The 23,654-nt window shown below is 72.8% G+C and carries 19 protein-coding genes, 3 pseudogenes and 1 riboswitch; of the genes and pseudogenes, 6 read left to right on the top strand and 16 right to left on the bottom strand.

Translation table 11 applies throughout. From position 1 onward, the window contains the following. Positions 1–630, bottom strand: coding sequence for an ECF transporter S component (locus G5T42_RS06905; protein WP_165127110.1), 630 nt, complete (start codon positions 628–630; stop codon positions 1–3). Next, positions 622–730: riboswitch (TPP riboswitch) on the bottom strand. It overlaps the preceding gene by 9 nt. A 39-nt stretch (positions 731–769) precedes the next feature. On the opposite strand from G5T42_RS06905, the gene G5T42_RS06900 reads away from it, so the two are divergent. After that, the gene (locus G5T42_RS06900) at positions 770–2,251 is read left to right on the top strand and encodes a D-alanyl-D-alanine carboxypeptidase (protein WP_206535723.1); all 1,482 of its coding nucleotides are present in this window, start codon (positions 770–772) and stop codon (positions 2,249–2,251) included. Positions 2,252–2,337: 86 nt separating this feature from the next. On the opposite strand, the gene G5T42_RS06895 is transcribed toward G5T42_RS06900, so the two are convergent. The 4 genes from G5T42_RS06895 to G5T42_RS06880 are packed head-to-tail and all read right to left on the bottom strand — an operon-like array spanning position 2,338 to position 5,715. Further along, a complete protein-coding gene (locus G5T42_RS06895) occupies positions 2,338–3,267 on the bottom strand; it encodes a J domain-containing protein (protein WP_165127108.1) in 930 nt (309 codons plus the stop codon). Between the two features lie 12 nt (positions 3,268–3,279). Further along, a complete protein-coding gene (locus G5T42_RS06890) occupies positions 3,280–3,789 on the bottom strand; it encodes a hypothetical protein (RefSeq protein ID WP_165127106.1) in 510 nt (169 codons plus the stop codon). Next, a complete protein-coding gene (locus tag G5T42_RS06885; RefSeq protein ID WP_241245994.1) occupies positions 3,786–4,652 on the bottom strand; it encodes an LssY C-terminal domain-containing protein in 867 nt (288 codons plus the stop codon). The genes G5T42_RS06890 and G5T42_RS06885 overlap by 4 nt, the downstream gene beginning before the upstream one ends. A 4-nt stretch (positions 4,653–4,656) precedes the next feature. Continuing rightward, on the bottom strand, positions 4,657–5,715 hold the full coding sequence (locus G5T42_RS06880) for an enoyl-CoA hydratase/isomerase family protein (protein ID WP_165130125.1): 1,059 nt from the start codon (positions 5,713–5,715) through the stop codon (positions 4,657–4,659). A gap of 138 nt (positions 5,716–5,853) precedes the next feature. Between G5T42_RS06880 and G5T42_RS06875 the strand changes: the two genes are divergently transcribed. Both G5T42_RS06875 and G5T42_RS06870 read left to right on the top strand, forming a co-directional pair. Then, on the top strand, positions 5,854–7,869 hold the full coding sequence (locus G5T42_RS06875) for an ABC transporter ATP-binding protein (RefSeq protein ID WP_165127102.1): 2,016 nt from the start codon (positions 5,854–5,856) through the stop codon (positions 7,867–7,869). Beyond that, entirely contained in the window at positions 7,866–8,693 is an 828-nt protein-coding gene (locus tag G5T42_RS06870) for an ABC transporter permease (protein ID WP_165127100.1), read from the top strand. The genes G5T42_RS06875 and G5T42_RS06870 overlap by 4 nt, the downstream gene beginning before the upstream one ends. On the opposite strand, the gene G5T42_RS06865 is transcribed toward G5T42_RS06870, so the two are convergent. The 11 genes and pseudogenes from G5T42_RS06865 to G5T42_RS06820 all read right to left on the bottom strand — a co-directional run bounded on the left by G5T42_RS06865 (position 8,690) and on the right by G5T42_RS06820 (position 19,889). Beyond that, a complete protein-coding gene (locus tag G5T42_RS06865) occupies positions 8,690–9,148 on the bottom strand; it encodes a hypothetical protein (RefSeq protein WP_165127098.1) in 459 nt (152 codons plus the stop codon). The genes G5T42_RS06870 and G5T42_RS06865 overlap by 4 nt on opposite strands. Positions 9,149–9,234: 86 nt before the next feature. Then, positions 9,235–10,033, bottom strand: a pseudogene (locus G5T42_RS06860) (uroporphyrinogen-III synthase). A 205-nt stretch (positions 10,034–10,238) separates the two neighbouring features. Then, positions 10,239–10,511 (bottom strand): DUF3618 domain-containing protein, encoded by a 273-nt coding sequence (locus G5T42_RS06855; RefSeq protein ID WP_165127094.1) that lies wholly within the window; start codon positions 10,509–10,511, stop codon positions 10,239–10,241. After that, the gene (locus G5T42_RS06850; protein ID WP_165127092.1) at positions 10,501–10,902 is read right to left on the bottom strand and encodes a phage holin family protein; all 402 of its coding nucleotides are present in this window, start codon (positions 10,900–10,902) and stop codon (positions 10,501–10,503) included. Before G5T42_RS06850 ends, G5T42_RS06855 begins: the two co-directional genes overlap by 11 nt. Position 10,903: 1 nt before the next feature. Next, on the bottom strand, positions 10,904–11,293 hold the full coding sequence (locus G5T42_RS06845) for a hypothetical protein (protein WP_165127090.1): 390 nt from the start codon (positions 11,291–11,293) through the stop codon (positions 10,904–10,906). 103 nt (positions 11,294–11,396) lie between these two features. Beyond that, complete coding sequence (locus tag G5T42_RS06840; RefSeq protein WP_165127088.1) at positions 11,397–12,857, bottom strand: FAD-dependent oxidoreductase; 1,461 nt, start codon at positions 12,855–12,857, stop codon at positions 11,397–11,399. Positions 12,858–12,911: 54 nt separating this feature from the next. After that, positions 12,912–13,742, bottom strand: coding sequence for an ABC transporter ATP-binding protein (locus G5T42_RS06835; protein WP_165127086.1), 831 nt, complete (start codon positions 13,740–13,742; stop codon positions 12,912–12,914). Further along, on the bottom strand, positions 13,739–14,761 hold the full coding sequence (locus G5T42_RS06830) for an ABC transporter ATP-binding protein (protein ID WP_241245993.1): 1,023 nt from the start codon (positions 14,759–14,761) through the stop codon (positions 13,739–13,741). The genes G5T42_RS06835 and G5T42_RS06830 overlap by 4 nt, the downstream gene beginning before the upstream one ends. 4 nt (positions 14,762–14,765) lie before the next feature. Beyond that, the gene (locus G5T42_RS17630; RefSeq protein ID WP_241245992.1) at positions 14,766–15,815 is read right to left on the bottom strand and encodes an ABC transporter permease; all 1,050 of its coding nucleotides are present in this window, start codon (positions 15,813–15,815) and stop codon (positions 14,766–14,768) included. A 412-nt stretch (positions 15,816–16,227) separates the two neighbouring features. After that, positions 16,228–16,479: pseudogene (locus tag G5T42_RS17970) on the bottom strand (FtsX-like permease family protein); the annotation flags it as partial. A 992-nt stretch (positions 16,480–17,471) separates the two neighbouring features. After that, positions 17,472–19,889 (bottom strand): ABC transporter permease, encoded by a 2,418-nt coding sequence (locus G5T42_RS06820; protein WP_165127084.1) that lies wholly within the window; start codon positions 19,887–19,889, stop codon positions 17,472–17,474. Positions 19,890–20,016: 127 nt separating this feature from the next. On the opposite strand from G5T42_RS06820, the gene G5T42_RS06815 reads away from it, so the two are divergent. From G5T42_RS06815 to G5T42_RS17620, 3 genes and pseudogenes are all read left to right on the top strand, one after another. After that, on the top strand, positions 20,017–20,589 hold the full coding sequence (locus G5T42_RS06815) for an HhH-GPD-type base excision DNA repair protein (protein WP_165127082.1): 573 nt from the start codon (positions 20,017–20,019) through the stop codon (positions 20,587–20,589). Between the two features lie 153 nt (positions 20,590–20,742). Beyond that, positions 20,743–21,597, top strand: a pseudogene (locus tag G5T42_RS17965) (ATPase); the annotation flags it as partial. 179 nt (positions 21,598–21,776) lie between these two features. Next, positions 21,777–23,618 (top strand): hypothetical protein, encoded by a 1,842-nt coding sequence (locus G5T42_RS17620; RefSeq protein ID WP_165127078.1) that lies wholly within the window; start codon positions 21,777–21,779, stop codon positions 23,616–23,618. Positions 23,619–23,654: the final 36 nt, after the last annotated feature.

Genomic DNA, 23,654 nt, shown 5'->3' with positions numbered 1-23,654 from the left:
CTAGACGCGGGCGCGCGCTTCGCGGCCCGAGGCGAAGCGGTCGAGCGCACCCGTCTTGGCGAGACCTCGCGTGAGCAGCCACGGCAGGGCGCCTGCGATGAGGGCTCCCGAGATGACGGTCGAGATGAGGTAGGTGACGGTGAAGCCGGCGCTCGAGCCGGCGTACCAGAGCACGAGATTGTTGATGCCGCCCGCGAGGGCTGCGCCGGCGCCGGCGAGCATCGCGACGGGAAGGTTCCACACGCGGTAGAGGAACGCCAGGAAGACCAGCTCGGCGCCGAGGCCCTGTACGAGTCCCGCCTCGAGCGTGAGGAAGCCTCCCCACTGGTTGCCGACCAGGGCCGAGACGACGGCAGCGAGCGTCTCGGTGTACAGCGCGGCACCGGGCTTGCGGATGATGAGGGCGCCGAGCACGCCGGCGAAGAGCCACGGCCCGTCGAGGAGTCCCTGGAGTCCGGGGAGCAGGGGCGCGAGGAGCGCCTGAGGGCCGAGGTAGCCGATGTTCCAGAACAGGAAGATCAGGCCCGACGCGACGCCGATGACGCTGGCCACGACGATGTCGACGACCCTCCAGCGGAGGCGGTGCGAAGCACCCGAGGCGGTGGTGGGGGCAGACGTGGAAACGTGCATTTCTCTCCTCCCTGCGCTGGCATGATCCAGATCAGGTTCGACGGTCGGAGCGTGTTCGCTCCCTCTCAGCCCGGCACACCGGACTCCCGTGGTTATGGCGATGAGTATATCGCGCAGGGAGGAGAGGTACCTTTAGCGGGTGACTCTCGCCGACACCGAGCCGCCGTCCCGGCGCGCCCTGCGCGCCGACACGGGTGGGATCGCGCTCGGGGAGCCCGAGCCCGGGCCGGAGCGTCCGGTCGCGCCCTCCAACGCGAAGCCGACCAAGTCGCCGCCGGCGCCGAAGGTCGCCTTCTCGTGGGTGGACGAGGCATCCGTCGCCCAGACCGTCCTGACCCCCCGCGAGGTGGCAGCCGCCGCGCACCCGTACGTCGTGGTCGACGCCGACCTGCTCGCGCGCGCCCCGCGGCGCTCGCCGTGGCGCGCGGGTGTGCTCGTGCCGATCGCGATCATCCTCTTCCTCTTCGGCGGGTACGCGGCGACGACGCTGTGGTGGCCCCTCACGGCCGTCGCTCCGACGATCGAAGCCGTCGCGGTCGAGCCTGTCCCGTCGGCCGTGACGACCCCCGCCTGGCCGGTCGAGGGCTCGGGCGCCGTCGCGGTCGCGGGCTTCGACGGCGTCATAGCGTCGACCCAGGATGCCGCGCCCATCGCGAGCATCACGAAGGTCGTGACGGCTCTTCTCGTCCTCGACGAGATGCCGCTCGCCCTCGGCGAGCAGGGTCCGGAGTTCCGGTTCACCTCGAGCGACCGCTCGGCGTACTGGGGCTACCGCAATCGCGGCGAGTCGTCGCTCGACGTCCCCGTCGGGGGCACGCTCACCGAGTATCAGCTTCTCGAGGGCATGCTCATCGGATCGGCGAACAACTACGCCGACCGTCTCGCGAGCAACCTGTGGCCGAGCGATGCCGTCTACGCGAGCGCGGCCAACAGCTGGCTCACGGCGCACGGGGTGCCCGGGGTCACGATCGCCGAGCCGACCGGCTTCGACAAGCGCAACACGGCGAGCGCCGCCGCGCTCATCCCCCTCGCGCAGAAGGCCCTGGCCAACCCCGTCATCGCCGAGATCGTGGCGAAGGCCGAGGTCGACCTGCCGGGCGCCGGGCACGTCGAGAACACCAACAACCTGCTCGCCGATGCGGGCGTCATCGGGGTTAAGACGGGCTCGCTCGACGACTTCAATCTTCTCGCCGCGAAGAACATCACGGTCGGCGACACCCCCGTCCGCCTCTACGCGTCGGTGCTGGGTCAGCCGGACGACGCCGGCCGCGTCGAGGCGACCCGCGCCCTCTTCACGCAGCTCGAGACCGAGCTGCAGGTCGAGCCGTCGGTGAACGTCGGCACCACCGTGGGGACGGTCGACACCGCATGGGGCGACCACGTCGATGTGGTGACGGATGCCGATGCCTCCGTCGTCTTGTGGAACGGGGCCGCGGGCACGGTCACGACGGACCTCGACCTCGGCGACGACCGCGACGCGGGCGACATCGTCGGCACGCTGAACGTCAAAGGCCCGGTCAACAGCGCGAGCGTCGACGTGTCGCTGTCGGACGACATCGATCCGCCGTCGCCCTGGTGGCGGCTCACCCACCCGCTCGAGCTCTTCGGCCTGGCAGGCTGACCCTCCCCCGACCCCCGGAAGCCCCAGACCCGGTCGTTGAGCGAGCGAAGCGAGACGAAACGCCCCCGGACCGGCGAGCGGCGCCGTTACACGTGGCGGACTGTGTGCTGCAGACGGGTCCGCACGTCGAAGACCTCGTTCCCGCCGATCTCGCGGGCGCCCGTCACGCCGCGGCGCAGGATCGTCGAGAGCGCGCTGCGTGACACGACGGCCACCGGCACGCCGCGCACCTTGCCGAGCTCCTCAATGGGCTGCTCGAGGTCCTCGTCGGGCAGCACGACGATCGCACCGCTGAACTTCACCCGCGCCGCCCGCGCGACGACGCGCACGTGGGCGACCAGTGTCGCGATCGGCGCGGTCTCGATGCCGTCGCCGACGAGCTCTCCCCGGCGCACCCGGACGGGCCCGCCGAAGTCCTCGGAGAGGATGCCGTAGAGCCCGCTCGGCCCCAGCACGACGTGATCGACCTTCTCGTCCGACGCACGGCCCGCCGCGACGTCATGCCACACCGTGTAGCCCATGCCGAGGTCGGCGACGACCCGCGCCGTCGCCTCTTCGGCGAGGGCGTCCGCGAGCAGCCGACGCAGCAGCCGCGGCGCCGACCGGACGAGCGCCGGATCGTACGGGTCGGGGAGGTCCACGCCCCGGCCGACCCATTCGCGCATGAGATCGAGGTACCGCTCGCGCCGCCACCCGCCGGGCTGGCCGTACGAGCGGGCCCGGGGCCGCGTGTCGGCGGGACGCGACGGCGGGCGCCAGGCCGGGGCATCCGGGGCGAACGAGGGAGCGGTCTGCGCACCGAAGCCGTGCCCGCGGTCGTACGCGGCGCGGGCGTCGGGCGTTCCGACGAGCTCCCACGCACGCTGAACCTGGATGAAGACGGATGCCTCGCCCCCCGTGTCGGGGTGGGTCTGGCGCATCCGAAGGCGATACGCCTTGCGCAGCGACTCCTCGTCGACCGTCGGCTCGACGCCCAGCACCTGGTACGCCGAAGCGGACAGCGGGGAGTCGAACATGTGCGGGTCCTCTCAGCGCTGCTCGTGGCGCCGAGCGTAGGCGGCCGCGCTCCGGCTGGACAGCGCGAGGAGGATCAGCGTATCGAGCGCCGTCGAGAGCAGGCTCGTCTTGAGGGTGATTTCCAGGTCCTCGGCCCACCACGCCCCGAAGGCGGTGGCGATCGAGATGACGGAGAGAAACATGACGACGACGCGCGCCCAGTTGTGCCCGCGCAGGATGACGATGCCCAGGATGACGTCGGCGACGACGACGACCAGGCCGATGACGAGGAGGAGAGTGAGCCCCACGCCTGCCGCCTCGGCGTCGGTGAGGCCGTCGATCTCGATCGTGCTCTGCATCGCGACGACGTTCCAGTTGAGACCCAGCTCGGCAAGGAAGAGCAGTCCCACCGCTGCGCGGAGGAACACGAGCACGGCGCCCGCCACCGTCGTCACCGGTCGCTTCATGTCGGGGTCGAACCCCGTCGGCCGAAGGAGTCGGCCGGGCGGCTCGTAGGCGGGGCGCTTGGCGGGGGTGCTCACGGCGACTCCGAGAGGGTCGCGGGGAGCGTCACGTCGCGCACGTCGACGATGGGCAGGTCGCCATCGGTGCTGATCGAGTCGCCGCCGCCGTTGCGGGAGTGGTACCCGGTCGAGAAGTCCTCGATCACGCGCACCTCGATGCGGGGATCGGCGACGGTCAGGGTCGAGACGATGTGGTCCCGCTCCGTGTCTGTCTCGGCGTCGATCTTGTGCGTCACCTGGAGCGTGAAGAGCGAGAGGCCGACCCGGCGGTCGAACGTCCCCGCGGCGAGCCAGTCGACCCTTCCTCCGCCGGGGAGCAGCCAGCCGTCGGGGCACCGCCAGAACCGCACGTGATGGCGCTGGGCGGGGCTGTCGTCGACGTCCTGCTGGTAGGCGAAGTCCTGCTGTCTGCCGAAGAGGAAGAGCGGGCTCACCGGAGCCTCGGGGTAGCTCCGGCCGGCGACCGTCGACGCGATGATGCGCCACGTCGAGGTGACGGTGATCGGATCGGCCCTCGTCCAGCCGGCGGCCGCCATCGCCGCCTCGATCTGCTCGCCGGTGCCCATGAACGCGAGGTTCACGGGGTCGCCCAGAAGCCCGTCGCTCGTGCGCGTGCGGCCGATGAAGTAGTCCGGCACGTAGATCGTCGTCAGGATCCGGTGCAGCCGCGGCAGCACGAGATACGCGAGCAGCGCCCAGAAGACGACGGCGAGGAGGATGCCCCACCAGCCGGTGCTGAAGGTCTCCGTGAGGCTCAGGTACGCCAGCCAGATGGCCGCTAGTCCCGCGAAGACGAAGAAGAACCAGTCCAGCGCGATGCCGAGCGACCACCCGCGACGACGCCGCGCCGACTCGGCGTCGGAGTCCGGTTCGCGGGCCACGGAGTCAGCTCCAGAGCGGGACCGTCGGAGTGAACGAGAGGGCGGATGCCGCGGCATCCGTCGGCAGTTCCGCGAGCGTCGCAGGCTTCCAGCGCGGAGAACGGTCCTTGTCGATCACCTGGGCGCGGATCCCCTCCGCCAGGTCGGGCTGCGTCGTGGCGAACCACATCACCAGGCCGTACTCCTGCGCGAGTGCGGCGCGCAGGCTGGGCAGCTCCCGCGCGCGGCGGACGGCCGCGAGGGTCACGGCGAGCCCCGTGGGCGAGAGCTCCTCGAGCAGATCGGCGGTCCGGGATGCCTCCTCCTCGGGCCTCCCCCGCAGGCGCTCGACGATCTCGTGCACGGTGTCGGCCGCGAAGGCATCGTCGATCCACTCGCGGGCCGCCGCGAGTCGGGAGCGCTCGGGAGTCTCGTCGAAGAGCAGCACGAGCTCGGCCGGGCCGGAGGGATCGGCACGCGTCTCGAGCGCGTCACGCAGACCGTCGAGGCTGTCGGTGGGGACGAAGTAGTCGGCGAAGCCCGCGTAGATCGCGTCCGAGGCATCCATCGTCTGACCAGTGAGCCCCAGATACTCGCCCAGCCGACCCGGAGCGTGAGCCAGGAGCCACGTGCCGCCGACATCGGGGGTGAAGCCGATGCGCGTCTCGGGCATGGCGAGCTTCGACCGCTCGGTGACCACGCGGAAGCGCGCGTGGCCCGCGAGGCCGATGCCGCCGCCCATCGTGATGCCGTCGGCGAAGGCGACGAACGGCTTGGGGTACTCGGCGATGCGGGCGTTGAGCGCGTACTCCTCGCGGAAGAAGACGGCGGATGCCTCGGCATCCCCCGCGACCGTGCGCTCGTACAGTCCCCGCACATCGCCGCCGGCGCAGAGGCCCCGCTCCCCCGCCCCGTCGAGCAGCACGATGTCGAGATCGGTGTCGTGCTCCCACGCGTCGAGGGCGGCCGAGGCCGCGCGGATCATGTCGAGATCGAGCGCGTTGATCGCCCGGGGACGGTTGAGGGTGAGCCTTGCGAGCGATCCGCTTCTGTGCACGAGCACTTTGTCTTCGGGGCCGCCCACCGCTTCGCTCACGGTGACACGTTACCGCCCGGCCCGGCGGGCGACGGGGCGTCGGCGTGCCGCTGTGGACTCTCAACGAGCGGGCCGACTTTCCGCAAAGATAGGGAGAACGGCTCACGACGACGAGAGGGTTCTCGCATGCCCGAGGGACAGGTGCTGGAGTTCTCCGCTGTCACGAAACGCTTCGGCGCCGTGACCGCCGTCGACGGATTCACGGCACGCGTCGAGCCCGGCCGGGTCACCGGCTTCCTGGGGCCGAACGGCGCCGGCAAGACGACGACGCTGCGGATCCTCCTGGGGCTGGTCCGGGCGACACAGGGCACCGCCACGATCGGCGGCGTGCCGTACGCGAAGCTGAAGAATCCGCTGCAGTCCGTCGGCGCCGTGCTCGAGGCATCCAGCTTCCATCCCGGCCGAACGGCGGCGAACCACCTCAAGGTGTATGCGCAGGCGGCGGGACTCCCTTCGTCGCGGATCGAGGAGGCGCTCGGTCTCGTCGGGCTCGGCGATGTGGCCGACCGAAAGGTCGGCGGATACTCGCTCGGCATGCGGCAGCGCCTCGGACTCGCCTACGCCCTCATCGGCGACCCCGGAGTGCTCGTCCTCGACGAGCCGGCGAACGGCCTCGACCCCGAGGGCATCAAGTGGATGCGAGGGCTTCTGCGCGAACTCGCCCGTCAGGGCCGCACGGTCCTCGTCTCTTCGCACCTGCTGGCCGAGGTGCAGCAGACCGTCGACTCCCTCCTGATCATCGCCGGCGGGCGCCTCGTCTTCCAGGGCGGGCTCGAAGAGCTCTCGGACCCCGCCGAGTCCGCAACGGTGGTCGACTCTCGGGATCGCGCCGCTCTCTCCGCGGCGCTGCGCGGAGCGCACGTCGACGTCGAGGTGCTCCGCTCGGGACTGACGGTGCGCGGGCTCGATCCGGCCGAGGTGGGGCAGATCGCCGCCGACGCGGGCATCGCCCTGACTTCGCTGCAACGCCGTGGTCCCGCCCTCGAGGAGGTCTTCCTCGACCTCGTGAACGGCACACGCGTGCACGCGAGCGCCGCGACGACGGATGCCGCGCCCGCCGCCGCTGCGACGGCAGCTGCTGTGACGGCGCAGGGTGTGGCGGAGGTCCCGGCCGGCGACGTGGTGGAGGAGCCGCCGGTCGAGGTCCCCGAGGCAGGGGCAGAGGGAGAGGCGAAGGCAGCCGAGGACTCAGCGGTCGAGCCGGAAGCCGACCGGGTTCAGGAGGCCTCGCGCACGGAGACGACCGGCGCCGAGGCAGCACCTGCCGCGTTCGCGGTTGCGAGCACCGGGGTCATCGACATCATCACCACCGAGAACGACTCGGACGCAGAGCCGGCCGACGGGGCACCTGTCGCAGAGGCGACGGACGAGACGGTCGAGGCCACCGAGGAGCCGGACGAGGAAGCGCCGGAGGCGCCGGGAGACGACGCGCCGGAAGCACCGGAGGAGCCTGCTGAGGCGCCCGGCGAATCGGCCGGCGACCGCGGGGTCACCGAGGAGATCCTCACCGTCCACGACCAGACCGGCGACGTCGACGTCGCCGGAGACGAGCCGCGCGCCGAGCCGGCGACGGCGGCCGAGGAGTGGGCCTCCGTCGACACCGCCGGCGTTCCGACTGCCGACGGCGACGCCGACGCCGGCACCCCGGATGTGGAGGACGAGGAGCCCGACACCGAGGCTGAGCCCGAGCGCGAGGACACGGCATCCGCCGAATGGGACTCCGTCGCACCGGCCCATCCCGCAGACGCACCTGCCGAAGAGCCCGACGACACGACGGGCGACGGCGCCGCCGCCGACGAAGAGGCGTCGGCGGAACCACCCGCGGACGACTCCGACCGCCCGTGGGAGCGCTACGTGAAGACGGACGCGGATGTCGAGGCCGACCGCTTCTTCGCCGCCTTCGACGACAGCGTCCCCGAGGCATCGGAGCCGGAAGGCGGGGCGCCCTTCGTCAACGAGCTCGAGACACCCCAGGCCGAGGATCTCGGTGCGCCGTCGGCGGACTGGCACGCGCAGCCCGAGCCGCTGCCCGCCGAGGAATGGCACGCCGACGAACCTTCTGACGAGCCGTCGGAGGAGGAGCTCACCGAGGAGCTCGAGGAACAGCAGCACGAGCACACGGAAGGAGACGAGACGCGATGACCCTCGCCACGACCACGCGCTCCGAGACGACCAAGCAGTTCACCACCTCGATGTGGTGGATCCTCGCGATCGTGCTGCTCGCCTACGTCGGCTTCACGGCGACGGTACTGGGCTTCGTCTTCTCGGCGTCGGCGACGGGTGCGCTGGGTGACGGCAATGCTCCGCGCATCCCTGAGGACGGGCTCCCATCGCTCCTCTACAGCACCGCTACGGCGGTCGGATACGTCTTCCCGCTCCTCATCGGAACGCTCATGGTCACGAGCGAGTTCCGCCACAAGACGCTCACGCCGACCTTCCTGGCGACGCCTCGACGCGCGACGGTGCTGGGCGCCAAGATCGTCGTCGGCCTGCTCCTCGGGCTGCTCTACGGGGTCGTCGGAGTCGTCGCGGCAGTGGGCCCGTCGGCCGCCTTCCTCTCCGGCTACGGCATCGAGACCGGGTTCACCTCGTCCGACACCTGGGCGCTGCTCGGACGGATGCTGCTCGCCTACGTGCTGTGGGTCTTCATCGGCATCGGGGTCGGCGCCCTCGTGCGCAACCAGGTGGGCGCCATCGTCGGCGTGCTGGTGTTCACGCAGTTCCTCGAACCGGTCGCCCGGGCCGCGGCATCCTTCGTCGACGGACTCGATGACGTGACGAAGTACCTTCCCGGCGCGGCGAGCGACGCGCTCGTCGGGGCGAGCGTCTTCTCGATCAGCACTGCGCAGACCGGAGTCGCCAACACCCCGCTCGAGTGGTGGGCGGGCGGCCTCGTGCTGCTCGGATATGCCGCGGTGCTCGTGGTCGCGGGCTACCTGACGAGCTGGCGCCGGGACGTCAGCTAGACGCCGGCGGCCGGGACCGGCGCCGAAGCGGGGCGCTTCTGGCGCGGCTTGCGCGTCGCCTTCGCGGCGATCTCGGTGACGTCGGCCGCCTCGGCCTCGTCGGCCACGTCGAGCCTCAGCGCCTGCACGAGGGCCAGTCCGTGGCGGGTCGTGATGACGATCCGCTGGAACTCGGGGTGACCTTCGAGATCGATCACGACACCTGCGCGGTGTCGACGGATGACGGCGAAGTCGTCGCCGCCCGCCGAGCGCCACGTGCCCATCGCGGCGATGCCGCGCACGTGGGTGCCGGGGCTCGGGACGCCGCGCAGCCACGTCCACGCGTCGTCGGTCAGCTGCACCTTCGAGATGGCCGGGCGCTCGATGACGACATTCCCCTTGCGGAATGAGAGCAGTCGCTCGGTGCCCGACAGCACGACCTCGAGGCGGGTCGAGTCGAGCAGGAGAGTGACCATGTCACTAGTCTGCCAGCGCCGCGTCGGCGCGACGGAGCGGTTTGCTCACAGGACGGCAACGATCGCGTGATGTGGCCATGTCGGCCTCAGGGCGCGAACTCGTCGGCGGCGTGCGGAAGGGGGGAATCGCGCGACCGAGTCGATCAGCGCGTCGACCGTCTGCCGGTCGGCCACGACGTCGACGGAGAGACCCGCCCGGCGAGCGTCTTTCGCGGTGCGGGGTCCGATCGCCGCGATGAGCGTCGTGTCGGGGATCTCGGGGAACTGCGAATGGACCTGCTCGGCCACGGATCCGCTCGTCACGAGGATCGCGTTGATACGCCCGTTGCGCACGTCGTGCGCGATCTTCTCGGTCACGGGCACGCCGACCGTCCGGTAGGCGACGACGCTGCGCACGCGATGGCCGGCTTCCGACAGCATGCGGGTCAGCACCGGCTTGGCGATCTCGCTGCGCAGGGTGAGCACATCGCGCGGCTCGGGTTCGAGCGCGATGAGCTGCTCGGCCATGCCCGCGGCGGAGTTGTCGCGCTCGGGCACGAGGTCGACGCGATAGCCCACGGCGAGAAGCGCGGCGGCGGTCGTCTCGCCGACGGCCGCGACCTTCGTCTTGGCGGGGATGACCGCGCGATACGCGTAGAGGACGTCGACCGTGGTGGCGCTGGTGAGCGTCAGCCAGTCGAATGCGCCGTCGGCCAGGTCGCGCAGCGACTGCTCGAGCGTCGCCTGATCGGTCGAGGGGGCGAAGTTGATGAGCGGAGCGATCACCGGAACCGCCCCCTGCTTGCGCAGGGAGGCGGCGACGCCATCGCCCCACGGTCCTCCGCGGGGGACCAGGACGCGCCACCCCGCGAGGGGTTTCGCAGGCTGCTGTGGTGAAGCGTTCATGGGGGTCGACTCTCGTGGGTACTACTCGGTCAGCCGCCCCACGTCCGGACAGCCGACGTGCGACCGAGAACCCGCTGCGATCGAGGGGTTCGCGCCGTCGGCAGCATCCGCGCCATCGCACTGCCTGGTTCCGAGCATACCCCCGCCCCCGACGGCTGTCGGGTCGACGGGTTCACGCGGGCCATGGGAGCGATCCGCCGAGGCGTCAGCGCGTGTAGGCGCGCACGATCGACCACACGAGCGCACCGACCGCCGTCGCTCCTGCGACGACGATCGCCGTGGCACCCACGGGGTTCTGCCGGCTGAATGCGCGTGCCGTCCGCCGAGCCCTGGTGGTCGCGCGTTCGACGCGTCGCGGCACGTTGGCCTTGACCTCGATCGCCGCCAGGGTCGCCTTGAGCTCCGCTCGCGCCCTCTCGACAGGGTCGGTGATGCCGAGCGGGACGGCGGTGCGGGGCACCGGAACCTCAGAGCTCATCGCGCACTGCCTCCACATCCATGGCGATCGACTGGGCGGGGTTCTGACTCTTCACGACTTTGCGCCACCTCAGGTAGCCGAGCAGGCCGCACACCGCGGCGGCGAGGATCAGGACGATCAGCACGATGAGGGAAGCGACCCACACCGGCATCCACGACGAGAGCCCGATGATGATGAAGGCCAGCAGGAGCGGGATCGACCAGAAGAGCAGGAAGAGCGCTCCGACGATCCAGCCGGAGCCGATTCCGGCGTCCTTCGAGGTGCGCCGGAGCCACGCCTTGGCCGCATCGATCTCCGCGGTGACGAGGTTGCGGATGAGTTCCGGCACCTCGCCGACGAGGGTCAGCAGACTTTCGTCGGCGCGATCGCGGAAGCCGCGCGGTGTCGTCATCTCACGCCCCGCCGCGGCCGGCGCTGGAGCTGTCGTCGATCACATCGTCGACGGCGTTCTGCACGGCTGAGGCGGAGGTCTGCGCGGCCGCGCCGATGTCGTCTGCGGAGTCCCCGCCGACCTTGATCGCGGCATCCAGTCGCTGACCCGGCGTGCCCTTGGACGTGGCGGCCTTCGTCACCTTGACGGCGCTGTCCCACAGCGTCGACGGGAGTGCCATGGCACTGGACTTGGCGAAGTCCTTGACCTTGTCCACCTGATCCTGCACCGGGTCCGCGTTCCAGACCTTGAGCGCCTGCGCTTTGATCTGCTCGTAGCGTTCGCGGCCCGCCCGGGAGCCGAGCACATAGCCTGCTGCGAGACCGATGACGAGTCCTACTTTGCCTTTCATGGCGCGTCTCCTCACGCTCGGGGGGTGCTGCGTCATCCCAGGTTAGTGCGGCATGCCGATTCCGGCATCCGCCCTTGACAGATCCGGCGGCGGCAGGGAGGAGTCAGCCGGCGGAGCCGCCGAAGAGAGCCCGGCGGCGCACGCGCTCGGCCTCTTCGACAGCGTCCGGGACGATCTGCGCGAGCCCGGATCCGGCGAGCCAGCCGCCCACACCGGCAAGGCCCGGAACCGCGCGGATGGCACTCCGCGCCGCCGCGGCTGCCGCCGCGTGCTCGAGCGCTGAAGCCGGCGTCGGCGGATCGAACCGCTCGCGGGCGGCTCCGCGGACAGCTGCGATGGGAGCGCCGAGCAGAGCGGATGCCTCCTCCGCCGCCAGCGCGAACGCCGCCTGGTCGTCGAGCTCGGTGGTGGCAGCCGGTGTCGCCGCCGTGCCGAATGAAACGCGCAGCACGCGCGCGTGCCCGCCCGCGAGGATCGGCATCCACGGCCAGCGAGCGGTCGAGTCGACGACCGACACGGCCCGAGCCGTGCCTGCAACCGGGTAGACGGCGCCGCGGCTTCCGTCGATCTCCGGCGCCTCGACGACGAGAGTCACGACCTCGACGGGATGAGCCGTCGGCACCCGTGCGTCGAGAGCCGGCACCGCCGGCTCCAGGAGCCGCCGGGCCTCGGACGCCGAGGTCGCGACGATCACGTCGTCGGCGGGGTCGAGGGCCGGGGCATCCTCGGACTCGCCGGCCAGCTCGGGCCACCAGCGACCGTCGTCCAGACGCTCGAGGCGGGTCGCCGCCCGGCCGAGCACGACCTCGACTCCCAGCTCCTCCAGCCGCCTTTGCGCCGCCGCGACGAGGCGGGACATCCCGCCGACGAGTCCTTCGAGACCGGTGCCCTTCGGACGGTCGACCAGCAGGTCGGACACAGCCCCGCTGAGCGAGCCGGTGCGCGTCAGTGCGGTGCTCAGCCCGGGTGCCACGGCTTCGACGTCGATGTCATCGGGGTGGGTGCCGTACACGCCGAGGCTCACGGGAGCCACGAGCCGGTCGAGCACCGCGGCGCCCATGCGCGAGCGGACGAGGGCTCCGAGGCTGCGCTCCTTGCCGATCGTCAGGGGCGGGCGCAGGCGGTCGACGTAGGCGCGCCAGGTGCCGCTCCAGCCGATGATGCGCCGGACGTCCTCGTCCCACGGGTTCTCGGGGACGCCTGCGATCGTGCCGGCAGGCAGGGGCGCCGCACCCGAGGGGAGTCCCGAGATCCAGGTCCGGGTGTCGTTCGCGGGAACGATCTGCCCGTCGAGCCCCAGCTCGGCGGCGAGGGCACGGACGGCCCCGCCCCGCGACGACCAGCCTTCGACGGCCGCGTCGAGCTCGAGTCCCGCGACGTCGATCGTGCGGAGGTTGCCGCCCAGGCGATCGGATGCCTCGACGAGCGTCACGCGCACACCGACCTTCGCGCACTCCAGGGCCGCGACGATCCCCGCGATCCCGCCCCCGATGACGACGACGTGTCGCTCGTGGGCCGCCGCGGCGAGCTCTCGGAGGTCGTCTTCCGGTGCGGTGTCGCTCATGCGGTCCTCCCCGTCCATCCTCGCATCGCCGACGGCGCGGCCCCCAGGGCCGGGTCAGTCGTGCGACGTCGCCCGCGCCCGCGCCTCGGCGCGCGTGAGCGGCGGGGTGGAGGCATCTGAGGTCGGGGCATCCAGGGTTGGGGCCACCGGGGTCGAGGCATCCGTCTCCGCCGCTTTGCCGCCCGCGACGGGAGCGCCCGCTTCCCGCGTGTCGGAGGTGACGCGACCGTCGTGCAGCTCGATGACGCGGTCGGCGCGCTGCACGAGGAGCGGGTCGTGCGTCGAGACGATCGCGGCGATGCCCTGCGTGTGGACGAGGTCGCCGATGAGGTCCATGACGGTCGCGGCGGTGCGGGAGTCGAGCTGCCCCGTCGGCTCATCGGCGATGAGCGCACGCGGACTGCCGACGATCGCGCGGGCGATCCCGACGCGCTGCTGCTGACCGCCGGACAGCTCGCCGGGCCTCTGCTGCGCGTGATCGGCGAGCCCCACGAGGCGCAGGGCCTCGGCGACGCGCTCGTCACGCTCACCCGGCGCGATGCGGGCGATCCGCAGGGGCAGCTCGACGTTCTCGGCGGCCGACAGCACCGGGATGAGCCCGAAGGACTGGAAGACGAAGCCGAGGTGCTCTCGGCGGAGGGTCGCCAAGGCGTCGTCGTCGAGGCCGGCCGTCTCGGTCTCGCCGATCCAGACGCGGCCCGAGGTGGGGGCGTCGAGGCCTCCGAGCAGGTTCAGGAGCGTCGTCTTGCCGGCGCCCGAGGCTCCTCGAACGACCAGCAGCTCGCCCGGCTGCACCTCGACGTCGATGTCGACGCACGCGTGCACGTCACCGGCCGACGAGCGGAAGGTCCGGGTCAGCTTCTCTCCGCGCAGCACAGCGGTCATGCCTGCTCCTCCTCATCTGCGGTCGGTACCCCACCGGGGACGGCGCCCTGTTCGGCGTCCGATGACACATCGGCGGAAGCCTCGGGCGGCGTGGCCCCGGTCTCGTCGTCCGCCTTCGGCCGTCCCGGCCAGACCCCCACGTGGTCGGTCTCCAGCGCGAGCCGCACGCGCTCGCGCAGGTCGAGCGCCATCACGAACTCGTCGGGCAGCTGCAGGCGTCCCACCCGGTCGACGACGGCGTACTCCTCGGCGACGTGCTGCTCCGTGCCGTGCTCGTCCACGCGGGTGGAGCGCAGCACCTCGGTCGACGTGCGGCCGTCGCGGATCTGCACCGTGCGGGCGACGTGCTCCGAGACGCCGGGATCGTGGGTCACGATGAGCGTCGTCACTCCGAGCTCCCGGTTCACCGAGCGCATCGCCTCGAGGACGTGGGCGCTCGTCGTGTCGTCGAGCTCGCCCGTCGGCTCGTCGGCGAGCAGCACTCGGGGCCTGTTGGCGATGCCGACGGCGATCGCGACGCGCTGCTGCTCGCCGCCCGACATCTCGGACGGCCGGCGCTCGGCGCAGTGCGAGACCTCGAGCAGGTCGAGCAGCTCGGCGACCCTCGACCGGCGGCCGGCGGCACCGCCCTTGTCGCTCGTGATCGCGAGCGTCGCGGCGACGTTCTCGCTCGCGGTGAGGTACGGCAGGAGGTTGCGCGAGGTCTGCTGCCAGACGAAGCCGACGCTGCCGCGGCGGAACGCCACCCGCTCCTTCTCCTTCATCGTGAGCAGGTCGTGCCCCGCGACCCACGCGACGCCGGCGGTCGGCTGGTCGAGGCTCGACAGGATCGACAGGAGCGTGGACTTGCCGGAGCCGGAGGCGCCGACGAGCGCCACGAGCTCACCGGGCTCGATCCGCAGGTTGAGCCCCTGCAGAGCCTGCACCTCGACGCCCTGCGCGGTGAAGATGCGCACGAGGTCGACGCACAGGATGTCTGCGTCGGGCACCCCTGCCGCGGACGGTCGTACCTGAGCCATGGTCCTATCCTTCCTCCACCGTTCGCAGCGCCGATGCCGCACGCACCCGCCGCGACGCCAGCAGGGCGACGGCGGTGAAGGCCACGGCGAGCAGGATGAAGCCTCCGAGGGTCACGGCGAGGGTCGCGGCATCCACGTGATACGCGGGCTGGATGGTGGATCCTGTGAACGGTCGCAGGTCGACACCCGTGAGCACGACGAGCGGGACGAGCGCCCCGAACAGTGTCCCGGCGATGACGGCGGCGATCGCCGGCGGCCCGACCTCCCACAGGGCGAGGGAGGTCGCGGACCGGCGAGGTGCGCCGAGCGTGCGCAGCAGCGCGAGCACCCGCCCGCGCGGTCCGGCGGCGAGCGTCAGCGTCATGACGATCGCGAGGGCGCTGAGGAGGGCCGCGACTCCCGTGGCGGTGAGGAGGGCGATCCGCACGCCCTGCACGGCGGCGCCCTGCTCGATCGTCGCGACGATCTCGTCGGCCGTCCGGACGCGGAGGTCCCCGCCGAGGAGGGTCCGCAGCTCGTTCTCCACGGCGTCCGGCGATGCCCCGGGCTCGAGCCGCACGAGCAGCGTGCGGTCGCTCGGATCCCGGCCGAGCACCTCCTCGGCGTACGACGCATCGATCGCCACCCAGTTCTCGCGCTCGCCGATCGGTACCGGGCCGGTCGCGACGCCGACCACCTCGGCATCCGTCGACCCGACGCGGACCTGGTCGGACCCGTCGATGAACCCAGCGGTCTGCGCCGCCACGACGACCGGCATGGCGCCGGAACGCGGTTCGAGCGATGCGCCCGGCGGAAGCATCCCCGGCGCCTCACCCTGCACCTCGCGGAGGTCCGCCGCATCGACGACGAAGACCGAGGTCGGGCGCTTCTCGCCGTTGACGTCGAGCGTCGACGGGTCGGCGCCCGAGATCCCCGTCGCCGCCGCCACGCCGTCGAGGCCGCGCACCGACTCGAGCTGCTCGCGCGTGAACGTCGCACCGCTGATGCTCATGTCGGCGCCGACCTCTCCACGCGCCGCCTCGCTGATCCCGGCCTGCAGCGCCGACAGGAGCACCCCGGACGAGACGGCGACCGAGACGCCGACGACGAGCGCGAGCACGGGCGTGAGGCCGATCGACGGCTCCCGCAGGGCCCGCGCCGACCCGAGGAAGGCGTCGATCCCGGGCGAGCGACGAGCGCGGGAGAAGATGCCGCGCAGGGGCGCCGGATAGACCCGCAGCGTCACGAGGCAGGCGACGAGCGAGAGAAGGAGGGGGGGTCGCGGCGAGCAGCATATCGACGCCTCCGCTGTACCCGCGGAAGAAGAGGAGCGCGAGCGACACGACGGCGAGGCCCACGACAACGCCCTCGACGATGAGACGCAGCCGGCTTCCCCGCCGACCCAGGTCGGCTCGCGCCTGACGCTCCGCGGCCGACGCAGCGAGCACCGTCAGGATCGCGAACGGGGCGAGGCCCACGAGCAGCGCCGCAATGAACCACTCGGGCGCCGGCGTGACGTCGAAGAGCAGCGAGCCGACGACCGTCGCGAGCACCGCGCCCAGGATCGCGGGCACGAGCCCGACGAGGGCGCCCTCCAAGCCCAGCAGCCCGCGAAGCTGCCCGGTCGAGGCGCCTCGGGCCGAGAGCAGCCGCAGGCTCGAGCGCCGCCGCTCCAGGATGAGCCGACAGCCGAGCACGAGCACCGCCGCGGCCACGCCGACCGGTCCCGCGACGATCATCGCGATGACGCCGGCGGTCGCCGCCTGCTGCGCCACGGCGTTCTCGATCGCGGCGGTCACGTCGGCCGTGAACCGCAGGCTCAGGATGCCGATGCCCCCGGCCTGCGAGCCCACGGGGTGCGAGACCGACGTGAACTTGCGCAGCGCAGCGGCCGTCTGCTCGGCCGTCTCGCGCTGGATCTGGGCGACCTCGAGCGGATACCAGACGAGCGTCCGCGGCGTCGTCTGGGTCGCGGCATCCAGCGCTCCCGCCACCGTCATGGAGGCCGGGTTCGCGAAGCCCGTGCCCGTGACCGAGCGGGGGCTGTTGCCGTCGTCGAAGACATTGGGGACGAGCACCGACGGCAGGTGCTGCCAGTACGGGTCGCCGGCGTCCCGGGCCTCGAAGGTTCCCGACAGCACGACGGTGAAGGGGACGGATGCCCCGGCGAGGTGCCGCTCCTCGCCGACGCCCCACTCGAGCTCGGCCGCCGTGTCGGTCGAGAGCACCACCTCGACGCGGACGCCGTCGCCTTCGGCGGACGCGGGCTGAGGCAGGGCGCCGTCGACGACCGTGATCTGCTCGCCGAAGTCCGGCGCGAACGCGAGGTGGAGCTCTTTGGTGCGCGGGTCCTCGACGAGCGGCACCTCACCCGCGAGGGCGACGGCGTGGGCGGTGTCGAGCAGATCGGGCAGCGGGGCATCCGCTTGCGCGCGTATGGCCTCGACGGCGTCGAGGAACGGTCCCCACGCCTGGTCGGCGTCGGTCGGAAGGGACTCGCCCACGTCGGGCGTCTGCGGGAAGAGCGCCGTGTCGGAGTCGACGTCGCGCTCTGTCGGACCGAGCGATGAGAGGCGCTCGTGCAGGCTCGCATCGCCCAGCAGCGTCAGCGCGATCGGGGCGGACGTCGCGAGGAGCGAGAGCAGCAGGACCAGCGCGGCCACCGTGACTCCGCCACCCGCGCGGGAGCGGAGATGGTGCGCGACCAGGGCTCTGGTCGAGACGCGGCGGCTCATCGGGACTCCTCCCCCACGGTCGCCGTGCGCGCCGCGCGCCGCACTCCGAGGGCGGCGGACGTCACGATGAGCGCGAGACCCACCACGAGCGCGGCGAGGGCGGCGCCGAGCGGTGCCCAGGCGAACGTCACCCCACCGCCGAGGGGAAGGATGCCGGGGGTCACGGCGCGGACGAGCTCCGACGCCACCAGCCAGGCGACCAGGGCCCCGGCGAGCGCGCCGAGCACAAGTGCTGCTCCGAGCACCGCCGCGAGCTCCGCGGCGCGCATCCTCGCCTGGCGACCGCGCGTCACCCCGAGCGCACGCAGCACGCCGAGTTCCCGGCGTCGCGCGAGGGCGAGGGTCTGGACGATCGCGAAGGCGGCGACGAGCGCCAGCACCGCCGATCCCGCAGTGGCGATCCACCAGCCGGGGACGAGGGCCCCCACGACGTCGGCCGTGACGCCCGGCGACGCCGTCTTCACCGGCCGGCCGCCGAGTGCGGCGCTGAGGGCGTCGTCGGCGCTCGTCGCCCCTGTCGCCCACACGGACGACGGCGCGACGATCGAGGTGCCCCGCTGCAGCATCGAGACCTGCAGCACGTCGAGCGGCGCGAACACCGCAAGCGTCGTCGCGGCACCGGGGATGGCGGCTTCGATGCCGCCGACCTCTATCGCTCCGCGGCGGCCGGTCCCGGCGTACCGGAAGTCGAGCGTGTCGCCGAGGCCGAGGCCGAGCCGCTCGGCGAGCGCTTCTGTCACGGCGACCCGGACCGGCGGCAGCTGGGCGGCGGCCGCCTCGGCGGCGTCCCCCTCGAGCTGCGCGCCCGTTCCGGCCGTCGCGCCGCCGTCGGCGAGCCACAGCACCGACTCCCGGCCGTTCCCGGTGAGCTGACCCTCGCCCGTCGCGTCGAGCGTCGAGCCGCCGATCGCCTGGACCGAGGTGAGCTCGAGCAGCACCTGTCCCGAGGCGTTCGTCGGCCCGATGAACGCCGAGATCGACTGCAGACTCCACGGGGCCGTGCCCTGCGGCAGATCGCTCTCGCCTGTGATCGAGAGGGCGCCCTGCTCGTCGCGCACGGCCTCGCCGGCCAGCCGCAGCTGCGCCGAGGCTCCGGTCGCGTCCAGCACGATCGCACGGAGCTCGAGCGACCCGACGACGTTGGGGCCGGTCGACTCGATGCCGGCCGCGACCCGGAGGCCCGTCGCCGCGTCGCCGAGAGGAAGCGGCTCGGCGACGACGCTGTCCTCCGCCGGCGTCACGGCGGCGGCCAGGGCGTCGGTGTCGATGAGGCCGCCCGCCGTCGACACGACGGTCGGGATCGCGGCCGCGGGGACGGCGATGAGCTCGGCCGTCGTGCTGCCGAACTCAGCACCCGCGACGAGGGCCGGGGACGCGGCATCCACCCCCGTCACCGCCGCGGCGTCGGCGACATCGGCGGGCGAGGCCGTCTGCGGATCGAGGTCGACGCGCAGGTCGGCTCCCGCCCGCACGGCGGCGGAGTCGGTCGCGGCGGCGGTCCACGTCGAGGAGTACGCAGCTGCGAAGACGGCCTGCGCGACGGTGAGGGCGACGAGGAGCACGGCGACCGCGTAGATCGTCAGGCGCCGGGCGACCTGACGCACGGGATAGGCCGGGATCAGTGACCGGCCGCCGAACGCCGGCGTCGCAGCGAGACCCGCGAGAGCGCCGAACACCGTCAGCGCGACGAGGGCTCCAGAGAGGAGCAGCACGGCCGGGGCGATCGCGACGATGGGGTCGAAGCCGGTCGGCCGCGCCTGAGGCAGCTGCCACACGACGAGGGCCGCGGCGAGGACGACCACGACGACGAGCGCTCCCGTGGTGGCGCGGGCTCCGCGCCCCGCGCCGCGCTGCTCGGCGCCGCGACGCAGGGAGACGGTCAGGACGACCGCGAGCAGGAACGCCATCGCGAGCGCGGCGATCGCCTGCGCGAACGCATCGGAGGGCGAGCCGCCCGCGATCCAGAGGAGGAGGGCCGCGACGGCGAGCCCCGCGAGAGCGCCGGCGATCGCGACGACGGCCGACTCGGCGGCATCCGTCGTCCATGCCTGCCGATACGAGAGACCACGGGCCCGCACGGTGGCCCACTCGTGCTCGCGGGCCGCCGCCAGGAGCCGGCCGAGCTGAGCGGTCGCCGTCGCGGCGAGGATCGCGACCAGGAGGAGAAGAGCCGGCGCGGCCGAGAGGAGCGCCGTCGTGCCCGCCGCCACCTGGGCGGCCACCTGCTCGGGCGGAACGCCCGGCGGTGCGGGGGTGCCGGCCGATGCGACCGCCCGGGCGAGCGACGCCAGCAGCGCGCACACGGTGGCGACGGCCGCCGCGATCGTCGCGGTGGCGCTCGCGAGCAGGCCGGTCCGCGCGCGGGAGCGCGCCCACAACAGGCGTCCCGACGACAGGGGACGGCGGTCGGGCATGTGCTCGGACCTCCGCGGTGTCTCTCGGGGAGCGCCGCCATGGCGCCTCTGACAACCTAACCGACGACTCCCCCGGCCCCGGAACGCGGCCTGGCCGCCCGGGAGAACCGGTGCGAGACTGGGCCGCATGACGCTCCACATCACGGGTGACGCCGACGCGGACCGCCTGCTCACGGACGACCCCCTCGCCCTCCTCATCGGCATGCTGCTCGACCAGCAGGTGCCGATGGAGACGGCGTTCGGCGGGCCGCTCAAGCTGCAGCGGCGCCTCGGCTCGGTCGACGCCGCGACGATCGCCGGCTACGACCCCGAATCGCTCGTCGAGGTCTTCAAGCAGCCACCGTCGGTGCACCGCTTCCCAGGGTCGATGGCGGCGCGCGTGCAGGCGCTGTGCGCGGCGCTCGAGCAGGACTGGGGAGGGGATGCCGCGGCCCTCTGGACGCGCGACGACCCGAACGGCCCCGAGGTGCTCCGACGGCTCAAGACGCTCCCCGGCTTCGGAGAGCAGAAGGCCAAGATCTTCCTCGCGCTGCTCGGCAAGCAGTACGGCTTTCGCGGCGAGGGCTGGCGCGAGGCATCCGCCCCCTACGGCGAGGACGGCTCGTTCCGCAGCGTCGCCGACATCACGAGCGCCGAGGCGCTGACGAAGGTGCGCGAGCACAAGCGCGCGATGAAGGCGGCGGCGAAAGAGGCCTCGTGAAGCCGACGGGCGGCGACGTCGCCGGGTTGGCGGTCACCGGCTGATGCGCCGAGCGCCACACTTCCCTGCGAGTGCGGCGTCGTCCGACGTGGCTCTCGCCGGAAACTGCAGCGCTCGCGCGGGCGAGCGGGTCCGCGGTCCTATCGTTGATCCGTGCGGCTGAGGTTCTTCGGCGGCCTCGCCCTCGAAGGTCCCGCGGGCGAGGCGATCGCCGTGCACGGACGCGGACAGCAGGCCCTCCTCTTCCGGCTCGCCGTCGACGCGGGCACGTCCGTCGCCTACCGGCCGCTCGCCGAGGACGTCTGGCCCGAGGACGCCCCGGAGGACCCGCGCGCCGCGCTGCAGTCGCTCATCTCGCGCCTGCGCCGGTCACTGGGAGCGGAGGCCCTCGCTTCCACTCCGGGCGGCTACCGCCTCGCCGTGTCACGCCACGACGTCGACATCACGGAGTTCCAGGACCTCGTGGCGGCCGCTCGATCGGCCGCCGAACCGCTCGAGGCGGGGGCGCTCGCCCGCAAGGCTCTCGCGCTCTGGGCGGGCGACCCCTGGAGCCCGGGGCCCGAGTTCGACTGGGTCGTCCGCGATCTCCTCGAGGATCGGGCCCACGCCGAGCGGCTCAGCCGGGCGACGTATGACGTCTCGGGTTCCGCGGGCCCGGCCGCGGCATCGCCGGCACCGCCGGCGGTCCCCGCCGCTCTCACACCGCTCGTCGGCCGGCAGCGCGAACTCGCGACGATCGGCGCACAGCTCGGCGCGGAACGCCTCGTGACGCTCATCGGGCCGGGCGGCGCCGGCAAGACGACGCTCGCCCTCGAGACGGCGCGGGCCTGGGGCGATGCCACCGTCGTCGTCGAACTCGCCCCCGCGGCGCCGGGCGAGGTGTGGGCAGCGGTCGCGGCGGCGGCGGGTCGCAGCATCCGTCTCGGCGACTCGACGTCCGCGGCGACACCGACCTCGCCACGACAGCGCGCCCTCGACGCGCTCGCCGGCCGCCGCGCCCTCATCGTCCTCGACAACTGCGAGCACGTCTCGGCCGAGGCCGCCGACGTCGCCCTGACGCTCCTGCGGGCGACGCCGGCCGCCCGGATCCTTGCGACGAGCCGCGAGCCGCTCGGTGTCGCGGGCGAGGGGTTCGTCGACCTCGGTCCGCTTCCCCCGACGACGCCCTCGAGCTGTTCGGACGGCGTGTGCGGGCGGCCCGCGGCTTCCCGCCCGCCGACGACGAGACCGACACGGCCGAGCGGATCGTGCGGCGCCTCGACGGGCTGCCGCTCGCGCTCGAGCTTGCTGCGGCCCGCGCCCGCACCCTCACGCTCACCGAGATCGACGACGGCCTGGACGACCGCTTCGCGCTCCTGGCCACCGGCCCCCGCACCGCCGATCCGCGCCACCAGACCCTGCGCGCGCTCATCGACTGGAGCTGGGAGACCCTCACGGCTGCGGAGCGCGAGGCGCTGCTCGCGGCATCCGTCTTCCCCGACGGCATCGCCGCCGGCGACATCCGCGCGGTCGCACGGCGGTTCGAGACGGATGCCGCGGCCTTCGACCAGCTCGTCGACCGCTCGCTGCTGCGCCGCAGCGACGGCGGCTACCGGATGCTCGAGACGGTCCGCGAGTACGGGATCGACCGGCTGCGAGCGGACGGTCGCGAGCCCGGAGCCCGCGGGCGACAGGCGCAGGTGATGGCCGAGCTCGCGCGGGAACGAGAGCCGATGCTGCGCGGACCGCGAGTGCGCGAGGGACTGGCCTGGTTCGACGCGAACGACGAGAACCTCTCGGCCGCGCGGCGTGCCTGCGCGGAGCAGCCCGGGCTCTTCACGACCGGCGTCGAGCTCGTCCGGGCATCGCTGTGGCCGAGTCTCATGCGAGAGCGCTTCGACGAGCTCTCGGCGGGGGTCCGGCGGTTCACCTCGGACGAGGCCGAACTCGGCTCGGAGGCAGCCGTCGTCGTGAACGGCGTCGCGCTCCTCCTGTCGCTCATGATCGCCGCCGCGGGCCAGGCGGACGACCAGACGCCCCCGGTGCCGGGCGATTTCGAGGAGCGCCGCGCCCGGCTCGTCGACGCCGCGGCGCGGCATCCGTCCGACCTCACCGCCGTCCTTCCGCCGCTCCTCGCCGCCGCCTCTCAGGCGATCGACCGCAAGGACCGCGGCTGGGGCTGGTCACGAGGGTTCACCGTCCCGGAGGCCGCAGCGGGCGCCCCTCCGTGGTCGCACGCGTTCGTCAGCATGATCCGCTCCGCCGTCGCCCAGAACAGCGGCGACGTCGACACTCTGGGGGTCGAGAGCGAGCGGGCGGTGCGGACCTTCCGCGAGCTCGGAGACGTCTGGGGGGTCGCCTTCGCGAGCCAGATGCGCTCCGAATGGCTCATGCTCGAAGGGCGCCTGGAAGAGGCGCTCGAGGTCGCCGACGCCTCGACGGAAGGGTTCACGGGACTGACCTCGGTCTCGGACCTTCTGCAGCAGCGCGGGCAGGGCCTGGGCATCCTCCTCCGGCTCGGTCGCGTCGACGAGGCCCGCGAGCGGCTCGCCGCGATGGAAGCGACCGCGCGGGCCGACGGCTCGGATCGCGCGCTCGCCCAGGCCCGGATGACAGCGGCGACGGTCGAGATCGCCGCGGGCGATGGCGAGGCCGCACTGCGACAGCTCGACGGCCTCGGTGCGACGATCGCCGAGCAGTTCCCGGACCAGCTGACTGCATGGGCCGGCTCGCGTCGCGCCCAGGCGCTCGTGCTGCTCGGACGCTCCGACGAGGCCGCCGAGGCGCTGCGCCTCGCGCTTGCGCCGGCACTGCGCAGCGGCGACCAGCCGATCATCGCGGACGTCGCGCTGAGTCTGGCGGGGTGGTTCGCGGGGGCGGGACAGGATGCCGCGGCCCGCCGCGCGCTCGCGGCGTCGGTCTCGCTGCGGGGCCGCGCCGATCAGGCGGATCCGTTCTACCGCCGGGTCGTCGAACGGGTCGGCGCCGCTGAGCCGGCCCACGGCACCCCGCACGACGAGCTGACCGCCCTCGCCGAGCTGCTCCCGTGACGGAGAGCGCGCCCGTCACCGAGCGCGCCCGAAACG

This window comes from Microbacterium sp. 4R-513, assembly GCF_011046485.1.
Lineage (GTDB): Bacteria > Actinomycetota > Actinomycetes > Actinomycetales > Microbacteriaceae > Microbacterium.
The sequence above is the reverse complement of the archived record's forward strand: the minus strand, read 5'-3'. Positions and strand labels throughout refer to the sequence as shown.